This is a genomic window from Kineococcus auxinigenes, assembly GCF_050871525.1.
In the GTDB taxonomy this organism is placed as follows: domain Bacteria; phylum Actinomycetota; class Actinomycetes; order Actinomycetales; family Kineococcaceae; genus Kineococcus.
Map to the genome: position 1 here is coordinate 13,868 of NZ_JBKBCT010000002.1, position 15,339 is coordinate 29,206.

12 protein-coding genes are annotated in these 15,339 nt (G+C 74.6%); 9 read left to right on the plus strand and 3 right to left on the minus strand.

What is annotated here, in order from left to right; all coding sequences use genetic code 11:
• Window positions 1-99 precede the first annotated feature (99 nt).
• The 5 genes from ACRYR9_RS01070 (at window position 100) to ACRYR9_RS01090 (ending at window position 7,376) form a co-directional block, all read left to right on the plus strand.
• Window positions 100-873 carry a response regulator transcription factor gene (locus ACRYR9_RS01070; RefSeq protein WP_432495246.1) on the plus strand — a complete coding sequence of 258 codons (774 nt, stop codon included), beginning with the start codon at window positions 100-102 and terminating at the stop codon, window positions 871-873.
• On the plus strand, window positions 870-2,057 hold the full coding sequence (locus ACRYR9_RS01075) for a sensor histidine kinase (RefSeq protein ID WP_432495248.1): 1,188 nt from the start codon (window positions 870-872) through the stop codon (window positions 2,055-2,057). Before ACRYR9_RS01070 ends, ACRYR9_RS01075 begins: the two co-directional genes overlap by 4 nt.
• A gap of 115 nt (window positions 2,058-2,172) precedes the next feature.
• Entirely contained in the window at window positions 2,173-6,063 is a 3,891-nt protein-coding gene (locus tag ACRYR9_RS01080) for a multifunctional oxoglutarate decarboxylase/oxoglutarate dehydrogenase thiamine pyrophosphate-binding subunit/dihydrolipoyllysine-residue succinyltransferase subunit (protein ID WP_432495250.1), read from the plus strand.
• Between the two features lie 94 nt (window positions 6,064-6,157).
• Complete coding sequence (locus ACRYR9_RS01085; protein WP_432495252.1) at window positions 6,158-6,703, plus strand: Uma2 family endonuclease; 546 nt, start codon at window positions 6,158-6,160, stop codon at window positions 6,701-6,703.
• Window positions 6,704-6,773: 70 nt separating this feature from the next.
• Complete coding sequence (locus ACRYR9_RS01090) at window positions 6,774-7,376, plus strand: GDSL-type esterase/lipase family protein (RefSeq protein ID WP_432495254.1); 603 nt, start codon at window positions 6,774-6,776, stop codon at window positions 7,374-7,376.
• A 21-nt stretch (window positions 7,377-7,397) separates the two neighbouring features.
• Here ACRYR9_RS01090 and ACRYR9_RS01095 read toward each other — a convergent pair whose 3' ends face one another.
• Window positions 7,398-8,150: an AAA family ATPase gene (locus ACRYR9_RS01095; protein ID WP_432495256.1), complete on the minus strand. Its 753-nt coding sequence runs from the start codon at window positions 8,148-8,150 to the stop codon at window positions 7,398-7,400.
• A gap of 16 nt (window positions 8,151-8,166) precedes the next feature.
• Here ACRYR9_RS01095 and ACRYR9_RS01100 point away from each other — a divergent pair, with 16 nt between their 5' ends.
• From ACRYR9_RS01100 to ACRYR9_RS01115, 4 genes are all read left to right on the plus strand, one after another.
• Window positions 8,167-9,942: a DUF7800 domain-containing protein gene (locus ACRYR9_RS01100; RefSeq protein WP_432495258.1), complete on the plus strand. Its 1,776-nt coding sequence runs from the start codon at window positions 8,167-8,169 to the stop codon at window positions 9,940-9,942.
• Between the two features lie 88 nt (window positions 9,943-10,030).
• Window positions 10,031-10,954: an ABC transporter substrate-binding protein gene (locus tag ACRYR9_RS01105; protein WP_432495260.1), complete on the plus strand. Its 924-nt coding sequence runs from the start codon at window positions 10,031-10,033 to the stop codon at window positions 10,952-10,954.
• Window positions 10,951-11,916: an amino acid ABC transporter permease gene (locus ACRYR9_RS01110; RefSeq protein WP_432495262.1), complete on the plus strand. Its 966-nt coding sequence runs from the start codon at window positions 10,951-10,953 to the stop codon at window positions 11,914-11,916. The genes ACRYR9_RS01105 and ACRYR9_RS01110 overlap by 4 nt, the downstream gene beginning before the upstream one ends.
• Window positions 11,913-12,716: an amino acid ABC transporter ATP-binding protein gene (locus ACRYR9_RS01115; RefSeq protein ID WP_432495264.1), complete on the plus strand. Its 804-nt coding sequence runs from the start codon at window positions 11,913-11,915 to the stop codon at window positions 12,714-12,716. Before ACRYR9_RS01110 ends, ACRYR9_RS01115 begins: the two co-directional genes overlap by 4 nt.
• A gap of 19 nt (window positions 12,717-12,735) precedes the next feature.
• Here the strand turns inward: ACRYR9_RS01115 and ACRYR9_RS01120 are convergent, their stop codons facing one another.
• Window positions 12,736-14,382 carry a methyl-accepting chemotaxis protein gene (locus tag ACRYR9_RS01120; RefSeq protein ID WP_432495266.1) on the minus strand — a complete coding sequence of 549 codons (1,647 nt, stop codon included), beginning with the start codon at window positions 14,380-14,382 and terminating at the stop codon, window positions 12,736-12,738.
• Between the two features lie 119 nt (window positions 14,383-14,501).
• Window positions 14,502-15,257, minus strand: coding sequence for a GAF and ANTAR domain-containing protein (locus ACRYR9_RS01125; protein ID WP_432495268.1), 756 nt, complete (start codon window positions 15,255-15,257; stop codon window positions 14,502-14,504).
• Between the last annotated feature and the right edge of the window lie 82 nt (window positions 15,258-15,339).

Genomic DNA, 15,339 nt, shown 5'->3' on the forward strand with positions numbered 1-15,339 from the left:
GGTAGGCGCGCGACGGCCCCGGTCGGATCGGGTGGAGGGCTCGTGCACGCCGCCCGCGCCCGGGCCGGGCCCCGGCGCCAGCACCTACCCTCGGGGACCATGAGCACGGGCCCCTCCCCCGCCGGCGGCGCCGCGGGCGCACCCACCCCCTCCCGCACGGCCGTCGTCGTCGAGGACGAGCCGACCATCGCCGACGCCGTGGCGCGGCGCCTGCGCGCGGAGGGCTACACCGTCGAGACGGCCGGGGACGGCCCCGGCGGCGTGGAGCTGTGCGAGCGCCTCGACCCGGACGTGGTGGTGCTGGACGTCATGCTCCCGGGCTTCGACGGCCTGGAGGTGTGCCGGCGGGTGCAGGCCTCGCGCCCCGTGCCGGTCCTGATGCTCACCGCGCGCGACGACGAGACGGACAAGCTCGTCGGCCTGGGCGTGGGCGCCGACGACTACATGACCAAGCCGTTCTCCATGCGCGAGCTCGTCGCCCGGGTGAACGCCCTGGTGCGGCGGGTGGAGCGGGCCCGCCAGCTCGTGGGCACCCCCGCCGCGTCGGGCACGCTCACCTTCCCCGTCGAGGGCGGCGAGCTGGTGGTGGACCGCGACCAGCGCCGGGTGCGCCGCTCCGGGGCGGAGGTGCACCTGACGCCGACCGAGTTCGACCTGCTGGTGTGCCTGGCCGCTTCGCCGCGCACCGTGCTGACGCGCGAGAAGCTGCTGGAGGAGGTGTGGGACTGGGCCGACGCCTCGGGCACCCGCACCGTGGACAGCCACGTCAAGGCGCTGCGGCGCAAGCTGGGCGCGGACCTGGTGCGCACCGTGCACGGCGTGGGCTACGCGTTCGAACCCGGGGACCCGCCCGCCGGCCGGGAGGCCCCGTGAGCGGCGGCGAGCGCGGCGCGGGGCCGGCCGAGCACGCCGGCTCGGGGCTGACGGGCCCCATCCCGCTGACCGGCGCCGCCCGCGACGCGCGGGTGCGGGCGCGGCAGAGCGTGCACGGCGACGCCGGGCGCACCGCGGTCCGCCCGACCTCCCGACGCGCGTGGCCCGACGTGCGCCCCCTGGACCCCGTGCACTCCCTGAAGACGAAGCTGGCGCTGCTGGTGGCGGCGTCGGTGACGGTGGCCTCGCTGCTGGTGTGGGCGGGGCTGCGGCTGGACGCGCTGCGCGTCGGGCCCCGCTACACCCTCCCGCTGGCCATCGTGATCACCCTGGTGTTCACGCAGCTGCTGGCGCGCGGCATGACGTCCCCGTTGCGGGAGATGACGGCGGCGGCGCGCGCCATGGCCACCGGCGACTACTCCCGGCGGGTGCGCTCGACCAGCAGCGACGAGGTCGGGGAGCTGGCCGACGCCTTCAACCGGATGGCGCAGGACCTGGAGGCCGTGGACCGCGAGCGCCGCGAGCTGGTCGCGAACGTCAGCCACGAGCTGCGCACGCCGGTCTCGGCCCTGCACGCGGTGATGGAGAACCTCGTCGACGGCGTCACCGAGCCGGACCACGAGACGCTGAGCACGGCGCTGGCGCAGACGGAGCGGCTGGGCCGGCTGGTCGAGCAGCTGCTGGACCTGTCACGGCTGGACGCCGGGGCGGTCTCGCTGGACCGCGAGGAGCTGGCGCTGGAGCCGTTCCTGGGGCAGGCGACGCGCGCGATGTCGATGACGGGCCGCGACGTGCGCTACGTGCTGGACGTGGACCCGGCGGGCCTGTCGGTGGAGGTGGACTCCGCGCGGCTGCACCAGGTGGTGGCGAACCTGCTGGACAACGCCTCGCGGCACTCCCCGGCCGGCGGCACGGTGACGGTGTCGGCGCGCGCGGCGGGGCCCGTGGTGCGCATCAGCGTGCAGGACGAGGGCCCGGGCATCGCCGACACCGACCGCGAGCGGGTGTTCGAGCGCTTCCAGCGCGGCAGCGCGCGCACCGACGGCGGCACCGGCCTGGGCCTGGCGATCGCGCGCTGGGCGGTCCAGCTGCACGGCGGCACGATCCGGGTGGGGCCGACGCCGCCGCAGGGCGGGTGCCGCATCGACGTGCACCTGCCGCGCGAGGTGCCGCCGGGGCGCTGAGCGCGGCGGTGCGCAGGCGCGCCGCGACGCCGCGGGGCGCGGGATGCCGTGGGGCGCGGGATAAGGTGGCGGTGCGCCCGCGTAGCCCGACATCGAGGAAGAAGGCGACAACGCCGTGCCTCAGCAGCCCTCGCCCCACGAGGACAAGCTCGCCACGTTCGGCCCGAACGAGTGGCTCGTCGACGAGCTGTACGAGCAGTACCTGAAGGACAAGCACTCCGTCGACGAAGCGTGGTGGGACTTCTTCGCCGACTACACCCCCGCGGAGAACCCGGCGGGGTCCACCACCGCCGCGCCGGCGGCGAACGGCTCGGCCAACGGCTCGACCGGTACCGCGTCCGCGAGCAACGGCTCCGCGAGCAACGGCTCCGCCGGCCAGGCTCCGGCGGCGGCGGTGCGCGAGCCCGCACGACCCTCCGCCCCGGCCCCGGTCGGCAAGACCGACGGCCCCGCCCCGGCGCCCGGCGGTGCCCCGGCGGCGGTGCCGACCGGCGGCGGCTCCGCGTCCACGGCCTCCGGCGCGCGGGCCACGACGCCCCCGCCCGCACCCGTCGCCCCCTCGCCCGCCGCGGCGCCCGCGAAGAGCCCCGCGAAGGGCCCCGCGAAGAGCTCGGTGCGGGCGGCGTTCCCCGAGCAGGACGTGGTGGAGAAGCTGCGCGGCCCGGCCGCGCGCGTGGTGACGAACATGGAGGAGTCGCTCGAGGTCCCCACGGCCACGAGCGTGCGGGCCGTCCCGGCGAAGCTGCTGGTGGACAACCGCATCGTCATCAACAACCACCTCAAGCGGGCCCGCGGCGGCAAGGTCTCCTTCACGCACCTCATCGGCTACGCCCTCGTCGAGGCGCTGGGGCAGATGCCGTCGATGAACGCGGCGTACGCGCTGGACGAGAAGGGCAAGCCCGCGGTCCTGCACCCGGCGCACGTCAACCTCGGCATCGCGATCGACCTGCCGAAGCCGGACGGCTCGCGCCAGCTCATGGTGCCGGCGGTCAAGGAGTGCGAGGGCAAGGACTTCGCGGAGTTCTGGGCCGCCTACGAGGACGTCGTGCGCCGCGCCCGCGCCGGCAAGCTCACCGCGGACGACTTCGCGGGCACCACGATCAGCCTGACCAACCCCGGCACGATCGGCACGGTGCACTCGGTGCCGCGCCTGGTGAAGGGCCAGGGCGCGATCATCGGCGTGGGCGCGATGGAGTACCCGGCGGAGTACCAGGGCGCCAGCGAGGAGACCCTGACCCGCCTGGCGGTCAGCAAGGTCATCACGCTGACGTCCACCTACGACCACCGGATCATCCAGGGCGCCGGCTCCGGCGAGTTCCTGCGGATCGTGCACAGCAAGCTGCTGGGCGAGGACGGGTTCTACGACCGCGTCTTCCAGGCGCTGCACATCCCGTACCAGCCGATCCGCTGGACCGCCGACATCTCGGTCTCCCACGACGACCAGATCAACAAGACCGCCCGGGTGGTGGAGCTCATCCACGCCTACCGGGTGCGCGGTCACCTCATGGCGGACACCGACCCGCTGGAGTACCGCCAGCGGGTCCACCCCGACCTGGAGATCGAGTCGCACGGCCTGACGCTGTGGGACCTGGACCGCGAGTTCCCCACCGGCGGCTTCGGCGGCAAGGCGCACATGAAGCTGCGCGACGTGCTGGGCGTGCTGCGCGACTCCTACTGCCGCACCGTCGGCATCGAGTACATGCACATCCAGGACCCGGAGCAGCGCCGCTGGATCCAGGACCGGGTGGAGCGCCCGTACGCCAAGCCCAGCGCCGCCGAGCAGCTGCGCGTCCTGCGCCGCCTGAACGCCGCGGAGGCGTTCGAGACGTTCCTGCAGACGAAGTACGTCGGGCAGAAGCGCTTCTCGCTGGAGGGCGGGGAGTCCGTCATCGCCCTGCTGGACGCGCTGCTCTCGCGCGCGGCCACGGCGGGCCTGGACGAGGTGTGCCTGGGCATGGCCCACCGCGGCCGCCTGAACGTGCTGACGAACATCGCCGGCAAGAGCTACAGCCAGGTGTTCCGCGAGTTCGAGGGCGTGCAGGACCCCCGCACCGTGCAGGGCTCCGGCGACGTGAAGTACCACCTGGGCACCGAGGGCACCTTCACCGGCGAGGACGGTGAGCGCACGAAGGTCTACGTCGCGGCGAACCCCTCGCACCTGGAGGCCGTCGACCCCGTCCTGGAGGGCGTGGCGCGCGCCAAGCAGGACCGCCTCAACATGGCGGGCGCGTCCTTCCCGGTGCTGCCGGTCCTGCTGCACGGCGACGCGGCGTTCGCCGGGCAGGGCGTGGTGGCCGAGACGCTGAACCTGTCGCAGCTGCGCGGGTACCGCACCGGCGGCACGGTCCACGTGGTCATCAACAACCAGGTCGGTTTCACCACCGCGCCGGCCTCGGCGCGCTCGTCGGTGTACGCCACCGACGTCGGCCGGATGATCCAGGCGCCGATCTTCCACGTGAACGGCGACGACCCCGAGGCGTGCGTGCGGGTGGCGCAGCTCGCCTTCGAGTTCCGCCAGACGTTCGACAAGGACGTCATCATCGACATGGTCTGCTACCGCCGCCGCGGCCACAACGAGGGCGACGACCCCTCGATGACCCAGCCGCTGATGTACAACCTCATCGAGAAGAAGCGCAGCGTCCGCAAGAGCTACACCGAGCAGCTCATCGGCCGCGGCGACATCTCGGTCGAGGACGCGGAGGAGGCGCTGCGCGACTACTCCGCGCAGCTGGAGCGCGCGTTCGCCGAGACCCGCGAGTCCAGCCCGGACAGCACCGGCGACGGGCGCGGCGGGCTGGAGCGCCCCAGCGCGCAGGAGGCCGACGACCAGGCCCCCCTGACCACCCGCCCCACGGCCGTGGACGTGTCGGTGCTGCAGCACATCGCGCAGGTGCAGGCCAACCCGCCGGAGGGCTTCACGGTCCACCCCAAGCTGCGCCAGCTGCTGGACAAGCGCCTGCAGATGACGCGCGAGGGCGGCGTGGACTGGGGCTGGGGCGAGCTGCTGGCCTTCGGCTCGCTGCTGATGGAGGGCACGCCGGTGCGCCTGGCGGGGCAGGACTCCCGCCGCGGCACGTTCGTCTCGCGGCACGCGGTCCTGACCGACCGGGTGACCGGCGACGAGTGGACGCCGCTGCTGTACCTGGGCCGCGAGGGCGCCGAGCAGGCGAAGTTCTGGATCTACGACTCGTTGCTGAGCGAGTACGCGGCCATGGGCTTCGAGTACGGGTACTCCGTGGAGCGCCCGGACGCCCTGGTGCTGTGGGAGGCGCAGTTCGGCGACTTCTTCAACGGCGCGCAGACCGTCATCGACGAGTTCATCGCCGCCGGTGAGCAGAAGTGGGGCCAGCGCTCCTCGGTGGTGCTGCTGCTGCCGCACGGCTACGAGGGCCAGGGCCCGGACCACTCCTCGGGGCGCATCGAGCGCTTCCTGCAGCTGTGCGCGGAGGACAACATGACGGTCGCCGTGCCCTCGACGCCCGCCAGCTACTTCCACCTGCTGCGCCGGCAGGCGTACGCCCGCCCGCGCCGGCCGCTCATCGTCTTCACCCCGAAGTCGATGCTGCGCCTGAAGGCCGCGCAGTCGGCGGTGGAGGACTTCACCACCGGCACCTTCCGCGAGGTCATCGGCGACGAGGGCGGGCTGGACCCGAAGTCGGTCGACCGCGTCCTGCTGTGCAGCGGCAAGGTCTACTGGGACCTCGTGGCCGAGCGCACCAAGCGCGGCGACACCCGCACCGCGGTGGTGCGGGTCGAGCAGCTCGCCCCGCTGCCGGTGGACGCCCTGCTGGAGGTGGCCGCCACCTACCCGGACGCCGAGCTGGTGTGGGTGCAGGAGGAACCGGCCAACCAGGGCGGCTGGCAGCACGTGGCGATGAACCTGTTCGCCTCGGGCACCCGCCTGCGCCGCGTCTCGCGCCCGGCGTCGGCCTCGCCGGCGGCGGGCTCGGCCAAGCGCCACCAGGCCGAGCAGCAGCAGATCGTGGCGGAGGCCTTCGACCGCTGACGCCCGCCGGGGACCGCGCACGACGCCCCCGCCGCCCGCCCCGGGCGGCGGGGGCGTCGTCGTACGCTGGGCCGGAGCGGAGGAGGTGGACCACGTGGCGGTGACGACACCGGAGGCCGGTCGCCCGGTCTCCTGGGACGAGTACGACGCGCTGCCGGAGGACCCTCGTGTGGAGTACGTCGACGGGCACCTGCTCGTGGGCCCGAGCCCGACGCGGTGGCACCAGGAGCTGTGCATCGACCTGCTCACGGCCCTGCGCGCCGCGCTGCCGCCCACGCACGGGGTCATCACGGCGTGGGAGTGGCGGACGGGGACGGATGCGTTCACCCCCGACGTCATGGTCTACGACACCGCCGCCGCGACCGACGAGCGCCGCTTCACCGGCACCCCCGCGCTGTGCGTGGAGGTCCTGTCCACCAACCGCCGCGACGACCTGCTCCTGAAGATGACGAAGTACGCCGCGGCCGGCCTGCCCCGCTACTGGATCGTCGACCCGCGCGAGCGCACGCTGAGCACGTTCGCGCTCGACGACGGCGCCTTCCGCCCCACCCACGTGCTGCGCCCGGCCGACGGCGCGGTGGAGCTGGACCTGGGCGTGGCCCGCCTGCGGCTGGACGTCGCGGCACTGCTGGCCCCGTAGGCGCACTACCCTGGCTCGCGCACTCCCCCACCGACGACAGGAGCACCACACCCGTGCGCGAGGACCAGCTGTGAACGGCCGCTACGACGTGCGGGTGTGCCTGGTGGGCGACGAGTTCGTGACCGGCGTGGGCGACCCGCGCGCCCTGGGCTGGGTGGGCCGGGTCTCGGCGCGCACCCCCCGCGAGGACCGCGACATCACCCTGTACCCGCTGGGCGTGCCGGGCGAGACCACGACCGACCTCAACGCCCGCTGGCGCGACGAGACCACCCGCCGCTTCGCCGGCGGCGACGAGCACCGCCTCGTGGTGGGCCTGGGCCACGCGGACCTGGACGCCGGCACCACCCTGGCGCGCAGCCGGCTGAACCTGGCCAACGTGCTGGACGAGTGCGAGGCGCGCGGGCTGCCGACCCTCGTGGTGGGGCCCACCCCCGTGGCCGACGAGGACCGCAACGACCGCATCGGCGACCTCGCCGACGCCTTCGCCGACGTGTGCGCGCGCCGGCGCGTCGTCTACGTCGACACGTTCTCCCCGCTGGCCGAGCACGAGGACTGGTACGCCGACCTCGCCGCCGGTGACGGCGTGCACCCGGGCCAGGCCGGGTACGGGCTGCTGGCGTGGCTGGTGCTGCACAGCGGCTGGTACGACTGGCTGGGCGTGCCGCAGCCCTGATGCCGCACGGGCGGCGCCGCGTCACAGCACGCGGCGCCAGTAGCGCTCCGGGGCGTCGAGGAAGAAGCGCCACTCGCGGACCAGGTCGAGCTCCTCCCACTCCACGGCGGTGATCCCGCGCTCGTCGAGCTGGAGCACGTTCGCGCCGGGCACCGCGGTCAGCAGCGGTGAGTGCGTCGCGCACAGCACCTGCCGGCCCTCGGCGGCCGCCGCGGCCAGCGAGGCCCCCAGCAGCAGCTGGTTGTCGAACGACAGCGCCGACTCCGGCTCGTCGAGCAGCAGCACCGCGGCCTCGCACACCCAGCGGCTGCGCAGCAGCACCTCGGCGAACCCCTCGCCGTGGCTGAGGTGGTGCAGGGGGTGCGGCCGGGGTGGCCCGTCCCCGGTGCCGGTGGTGTCCTCCAGGTAGGTGTAGAAGCGGTGCGCGGTCTCCGCGCGCAGCAGGAACGCCGCGGCTCGCCGCCCCGGTGAGCGCACGGCGCGCAACCGGGCGGCCAGTCCGGAGCGGTCGCTGCCCCGGCCGCGATCGGCGCCGGCCCGGTGGGCGGCGGACCCGCCCTCGGGGTGCACGCCCAGCAGCTCCGCGACGGCCTCCACGACGGTGGACTTCCCGGTGCCGTTCGCTCCCACGAGGAAGGTGACCCCTGCGGGCAGGTCCAGCCCCTCGGTGAGCAGCTGCGCCACCGCGGGGACGCGGTCCGGCCACGCAGCGGGGTCCACGGTGGCGTCCGGGTGACGTTCCAGGCGGCGCAGGGGCCGCGGACCCGTTGGCATGGGTCAACATTGCCGGATGCCCGGTCCCGACGCAGCCTCCCCCGCTCTCCTGCTCGGTCCGCTGCTGCGCCACGTCGACGGCACCCGGGCCACGGTGTGGGTGGAGCTGGACGCGCCGGCGACGGTGGTCGTGGAGGTGGACCTGCCCGACGGCGGCACCGCCACCGGCACCACCTGCACGTTCACCCTGCACGGGCACCACTTCGCCCTGGCGGTGGTCGAGGGCCTGCCACCGGGCCGTCGCCTGCCGTACCGCGTCCTGGCCGGCGGCGAGCGCCTGTGGCCCCCGCTGGACCCGGCGTGGTCCTGGCCGGCCAGCGAGGTCCGCACGCCCGCCGAGGGTGCTGCGCTGCGCCTGGCGTTCGGCTCCTGCCGGCGCGCCGGGGACGACGGCGCCGAGTCGCTGCGCCTGGTGGGTCCCGACGCCCTGAGCGCGCTGGCGCACCGGATGCGCGACGAGCACGCCGCGGAGGACCGCTGGCCGGACCTGCTGCTGTTCGTCGGCGACCAGGTGTACGCCGACGACCCCACCCCGGCGATCGTGGAGCGGCTGCGCGAGCGGCACCGCGACCGCGCCGACGGTTCCGGCGAGGTCCGCGACGAGATCGGCGACTTCGAGGAGTACACCTGGCTCTACCACGAGACGTGGGGGCCGGAGGCGGTGCGCTGGCTGCTGTCCACGGTGCCGACGTGCATGCTGCTGGACGACCACGACCTGCGCGACGACTGGAACACCTCCGACGTCTGGCGCCGGCGGGTGAGCGCGCAGCCGTGGTGGCGCGACAGGGTGGCGGGCGCGTTCGCCAGCTACTGGGTGTACCAGCACCTGGGCAACCTCTCCCCCGACGAGCTCGCCGGTGAGGAGCTCCTCGCCCGGCTGCGCGCGAGCGGGGACGACACCGAGCGCGACCGGCTCGTCGACGAGTTCGCCCTGCGCGCGGACGCGGACCCGGCCAGCGCGCGGTGGAGCTTCTCCCGCGACCTGGGCGCCGCGCGCCTGGTGGCGGTGGACTCGCGCTGCGCGCGCCGCCTCGAGCCGGGCGCGCGGCGCATCACCGACGAGGCGGAGTGGGCGTGGGTGCGCGAGCAGGCGCTGGGCGCTCCCGCGCCGCACCCGCGAGCCGAGCCGCCGCGGCACCTGCTGCTGGCCACGACGCTGCCGGCCTTCCTGCTGCACGCCGTCCACCACGCCGAGGGCTTCGACGAGGCCGTCGCCGACGGGGTGTGGGGGCGGCGCGCGGCCGGCTGGGCCGAGCGGTTGCGCCAGGGCGCCGACCTGGAGCACTGGGCGGCGTTCCGGGCCTCGTTCGGCGAGCTGGTGCAGCTGCTGCGCGAGGTGTGCGGCGCTGAGCGCCCGCCGGCGAGCGTGCTGGTGCTGTCCGGCGACGTGCACTGCAGCTACACCGCACGGGTGCGGGTGGGGGTGCCGCGGGCCGGGGCGGCCCTCGGCGCGGGTGCGGGCACGGTGGTGCACCAGCTGGTGATGTCGCCGTTCCGCAACCCGCTGCAGCGTTCCGTGAAGGTCGCCAACCGGGTCCTGGACTCCGCGCCGGCGCGGGCGCTGACCCGCGCGCTGGCCCTGGCCGCCGGGGTGCGCGAGCCCGACGTGTCCTGGCGCGTGGAGAACGGGCCGTGGTTCGGCAACGGCGTGATGACCGTGGTGCTGGACCCCGACGGCGGTGCGGCGGTGGAGGTGGAGCACGCGGTCCAGCGCGGGGCCCGCCCGCGGCTGCGGCGCACGCTGCGCGAGGAGCTGAGCACGCCGCGGCACCCCCGTGTGACATCTGCGTAACGACCACCGCCCGGGGGCACCGGTGTGCGCGAGCTGTCCGCGGCGTGGTCCACACTGTCCTGGCTCACCACGAACCCGGAGGTACCCCGTGCTGCTCCGCACCCCCCGCAAGTCCTTCCTCGGCGTCGTCGGCACGTTCGCCGTCGGCGCCCTGGCCCTGGCCGGGTGCGGGTCCGACTCGCTGTCCGGCAGCGCGGGCACCGCCTCGTCCTCGGCGCCCGCCGCGGCGGCCGAGGTCGCCGCCGACCCGGCGCTGACCGCGATGCTGCCGCAGTCCGTGCAGGACTCCGGCGTGCTGCGGGTGGGCACCAACGCCGAGTACGCGCCCAACGAGTTCGTGCGCGACGGCGAGGTCGTCGGCATGGACGTCGACCTCATGGACGCCGTGGCGGCCAAGCTGGGCGTGGAGGCGGAGTACCAGAACGCCGGGTTCGACACCCTCATCACGGGCGTGCAGGGCAACCGCTACGACGCCGCGATCTCCTCGTTCACCGTGAACGCCGAGCGGCTGGAGCAGGTGAACATGGTCCAGTACTTCAACGCCGGCACCCAGTGGGCGGTGCGCGAGGGCAACCCCGACGGCATCGACCCGGAGAGCGCCTGCGGGGTGAGCGTGGCCGTGCAGAACGGCACCGTGCAGGCCGACGTGGACCTGCCCGCCCGCCAGCAGGCGTGCGCCGACGCCGGGCAGCCCGCCGTCGACGTGGTGCCCTTCGACTCCCAGCAGGACGCCACCGCCGCCCTCGTGCAGGGCCGCGTGCAGGCGGTGGTGGCCGACTCCCCCGTCGTGGCGTACGCGGTGCAGCAGAGCGAGGGCCTCGAGCTGCTGGGCGAGATCTACGACGCCGCCCCGTACGGGGTCGTCGTGCCGCTGGAGCAGACGCAGACCGCCGAGGCGATCTCGCAGGCGCTGCACGCCCTCGCCGAGGAGGGCGCCTACGAGGCCGCCCTCGAGGCGTGGGGCGCGCAGGACGGCGCCGTGGACGAGTTCCCGGTGAACCCGGCCCCGTGAGCCCGCAGGACTCCGTCGAGGACGCCCGCCCCGGGCGCATCGACGCGGTGGAGGTCCGCCACCCGTGGCGGTGGGTGGCGCTGGCGGTCATCGCGGTGCTCGTCGCGATGCTCGCCCACCTGCTGGTGACCAGCCCGGCGTTCGACTGGGCGTTCACCCTGGAGGTGATGAACCAGACGGCGGTCATCCGCGGCCTGCTGCTCGGCACCCTGCTGATGACGGTGCTCGCCATGGTCATCGCTGTCGTCGTCGGAGTCCTGATGGCCGTCGCCCGGCTCTCGGACAACCCGCTGCTGTCCGGGGCGGCGTGGGTGTACACCTGGTTCTTCCGCTCGGTCCCCCGGTACGTGCTGCTGTTCCTGACCGGCAGCCTGGGCGCCCTGTTCGCCGGGGGGCTCTCGCTGGGCGTGCCGTTCGACTTCCTGCTCACCGACGCCTTCGGCACGCCGGAGCTGCGGTTCCTCAGCGTGGACCAGGCCACCGTGTACGCGTGGCTGGGCGGCTACGCCGGTGGCGTCCTGGCGCTGGGGCTGTCCGAGGCCGCGTACATGGCGGAGATCGCCCGCGCCGGCCTGCTCAGCGTCGACCGCGGCCAGCACGAGGCCGCCGCCGCACTGGGCATGACGAAGCGCCAGGTGATGCGCCGGGTCGTGCTGCCGCAGGCGATGCGCGTCATCGTCCCCCCGACGGGCAACGAGGTCATCGCGATGGTCAAGGACACCTCGCTGCTGAGCGCCCTGCCGGTGACCGTGGAGCTCTTCTACCAGGTCACGCAGATCAGCGGCCGCACCTACCAGGTGCTGCCCGCGCTGGCCGCGGCGGTGATCTACTACCTCCTGCTGACCAGCGTGCTCATGGTCGGGCAGCACTTCCTGGAGCGGCGCTTCGGCCGCGGGTTCGGCGGCGGCGCCGCCCGGCCCGCCGCAGCCGGCGTCGCCGTGGGCCCGGGGGCGCAGAAGTGAGCGCGCCCGAGGTCCAGGTGCCCCGCGTCCAGGCGCCCCTGGTCCGGGCGGTCAACGTCCACAAGTCCTTCGGGCACGTGGAGGTGCTGCGCGGCGTCGACCTGGACGTCCACGCCGGTGAGGTCGTGTGCCTGCTGGGGCCCTCCGGCTCGGGCAAGACGACGTTCCTGCGCTGCATCAACGCCCTGGAACGCATCGACGGCGGCCGCATCCGGGTGGACGGCGACCTCATCGGCCTGGAGGAGCGCGGCGGCCGGCTGCACCGCCTGACCGACGAGCGCCTGGCGCGGCAGCGCCGCGACATCGGCATGGTGTTCCAGCGGTTCAACCTGTTCCCGCACATGACGGCCCTGCAGAACGTCGTGGAGGCGCCCGTGCGCGTGCGCGGCGTCGCCAGGGCGCAGGCGCGCGAGGAGGCGCTGGCGCTGCTGGAGCGGGTGGGCCTGGCCGACCGGGTGCACAACTACCCCGCGCAGCTGTCCGGCGGGCAGCAGCAGCGGGTGGCGATCGCCCGCGCGCTGGCCATGCGGCCCAAGCTCATGCTCTTCGACGAGCCGACCTCCGCGCTGGACCCCGAGCTCGTCGGGGAGGTGCTGGCGGTCATGCGCGAACTGGCCGCGGACGGCACCACGATGATCGTGGTGACCCACGAGGTGCAGTTCGCGCGCGAGGTCGCCGACCAGGTGGTGTTCATGGACGGCGGGGTCGTCGTCGAGCGCGGCACCCCCGCCGACGTCATCGGCGCCCCCCGCCACGAGCGCACCCGCGCGTTCCTGTCGCGGGTGCGCGAAGGGGGCTGACACCGCCGCCCTCAGCGGCTCACAGGGTGAAGGTGCTCACCGCCGCGCGCAGTTCCTGCGCCGCGCCGGAGACCTCGTCGGCCGCCGCCTGCGTCGCGCCGGCGTCGGCGGTCGTGCGGGCCGCCGCCGAGGCGATGCCGGAGATGTTGTCGGTGATCTCGGCGGAGCCGTTGGAGACCTCGGTGACGTTGCGGACCATCTCGCTGGTCGTGGCGGACTGCTCCTCCACCGCGGCGGCGATGGTGGCCTGCAACCCGTCGATGCGGGCGATGACCTCGGTGATCCCACTGATCGCCGACGCCGCCGACGCCGCGTCCGCCTGCGTCGCGTTCACCCGGCCGACGATCTCCTCGGTGGCCCGCGCGGTCTGCTGCGCCAATTCCTTGACCTCGCCGGCGACCACGGCGAAACCCTTGCCCATCTCCCCCGCGCGGGCGGCCTCGATGGTCGCGTTCAGGGCCAGCAGGTTCGTCTGCTCGGCGATGGAGGTGATGAGCTTGACGACGTCGCCGATCTCGCGGGAGGACACCGACAGCCGCTCGATGGTGGCGCGGGCGTCCTCCGCGGAGGCGACCGCGGCGGAGGCGACCTGCGAGGCGTCGGCGGTGGAGGAGGCGATCTCGCGGATCGCCGCGCTCATCTCGTCCCCGGCTGCGGCCACCGTGCTGACGTTGGCGGCGATGTCGCTGGAGGCCAGCAGCACGACGTCCGCCTGCGCGGAGGACTCCCCCGCTCCCGCCGACAGGCGCTGAGCGACCTCGCCGAGGCTGCCGGAGGCGTTCTGCAGGCCCGTCACGCTGTGCCCGATGGCGCGGATGGTGGTGGAGACCTGGTCCAGGGCGGTGTTCAGCGCCTGCGCGGTCTGGCCGACCTCATCGCGGCTGCTGACCTGCACGCGCTCGTCCAGGCGCCCGGCGGCCAGCGCCTCGGCGACGCGGCGGGTGCGGCCCAGGGGGCCGGCGATCGAGCGGGAGATGACGACGGCCAGTGCCGCACCCAGCGCCACGGCGAGCGCCGTCACGCCGATCAGCAGCGCCCGGGCGCGCTCGTAGGCGGCTGCACCGGCGGCGGCGGCCTCGTCGGCCACCCGCGTGGCGGTGTCCTGGACGACGCCGAGGGTGTCGCCGGTGGAACCGTGGGCGATGCCGCCCTCGGCCACGGGGACGGACTCGTCGTTGCGGGTGGTCATGAACCGCACCTGGTCACCGGTCATCGCGATGTCGACGAGGACGGCGGTGCCGGACGCGTACTCCGCCAGGGCGGCGTCGACCGCCTCGAGCTGGTCGGCGGGGACCTGCGGGTCGCTGGCCTTGTAGGCGTCCCAGGAGTCCAGGAGAGCCGCCTGGTCCTCCTCGAAGGTCGCCTTCGCATCGGCGGTGGGCACCAGGGCGAGGGCGAAGAGGCCCTTGGTGGCGCGCTGGGAGGCGGTGGCCACCTCGCCGAGGGCCTGCTGCCCGGCGACGCTCTCGGCGCTCATCACCCGCAGCCGCTCCTGGGCGTGCGAGAGCTGCACGAGGCCGACGGCGGCCACCGTCAGCAGCAGCAGGCAGACGACGCCGATGCTGCTGACGATCTTGGTGCTGACCTTGAGGTCGAGCAGGAACCGCGGCACGTCGTCTCCTCGGGCTGGAACGGTGACGCGCTCGCCGGCAGTGGTGGCGCTCACACCTCATCGGCCTGCGCGTCCTCGTCCTGAACGCTTCCGCGGAGGGGTCTCGGGACGTGCGCCCGGTGCGCCGGCCCGTCCGGCTCAGCGCGAGCAGTGCCGCCGGCGCGGCGGGCGGGTCAGGACCGCTCCGCCCACCCCGGCGCGACCTCAGGCAGCTGACCGGTCCGCAGCACCTCGGCCGCCACGTCGCGCAGCTTGCGGTTGGTGTGCTGCGACACCTGCCGCAGGTCGGCCAGGGCCTGCTCGCGGGTGGTCTTGCGCAGGGCCATGAGGACCCCCACGGCGGCACCGATGTCCCGGTTGGAGGCGACGGCCTCCTCCAGGTTCACCGCCCGCTGCCGGTGCGCGAACGCGGACACGCCCGCGGCTCCCACCGCCAGGACGACGTCGGCCAGGGCGCGGCGCTCACCGTCGAAGGCCCCCGGGGAACCCGCGTACAGGTTCAGTCCGGCGGACCACTCCAGGTCCTCGTCCGGCACCAGCGGCGAGGACAGGACGCTGCCGATGCCGAGGGTGGCGAACCGCTGCACCACCCCGGGCCAGCGCTGCTCGGCCGAGACGTCGGCCACGTGCAGCTGCCGGCCGGTGGCGATGGCCTCCAGGCAGGGGCCGGTGCCGGCGGCGTACTGGACCTCGTCGGCGCGCCGGGGCACCGCGCCGGCACCGGCCACGGTGGTGCTGCGCGGACCGCGGCGCACGGTGACGGTGCCGCCGAGCAGGCCGGGCACCGCCTCCAGGGCCGCTCGCACGACGGCGTCGCAGGCGTCGGGGAGCTGGTGGGCGCCGTCCACGGCGGTGCGCAACCGGTGCACGACGCCGGCGAGGGCGACGACGGCTTCACGGGGAGTCGCCGGGTCGCTCACCGACGTCACTGCGGGCCTCCTACCGACCGTGGCAGAGGCTCTTGCTTGAACCGTGTGCTCTGAGACTAGTGGATCGGGACACCCGCCCGGC

Excerpts from the sequence above, each read along its gene's own strand:
- ACRYR9_RS01070 (WP_432495246.1), top strand. The coding sequence starts at position 100 with ATGAGCACGGGCCCCTCCCCCGCCGGCGGCGCCGCGGGCGCACCCACC.
- ACRYR9_RS01100 (WP_432495258.1), top strand. The coding sequence starts at position 8,167 with ATGCCCGGTCCCGACGCAGCCTCCCCCGCTCTCCTGCTCGGTCCGCTG.
- ACRYR9_RS01095 (WP_432495256.1), bottom strand. The coding sequence starts at position 8,150 with ATGCCAACGGGTCCGCGGCCCCTGCGCCGCCTGGAACGTCACCCGGAC.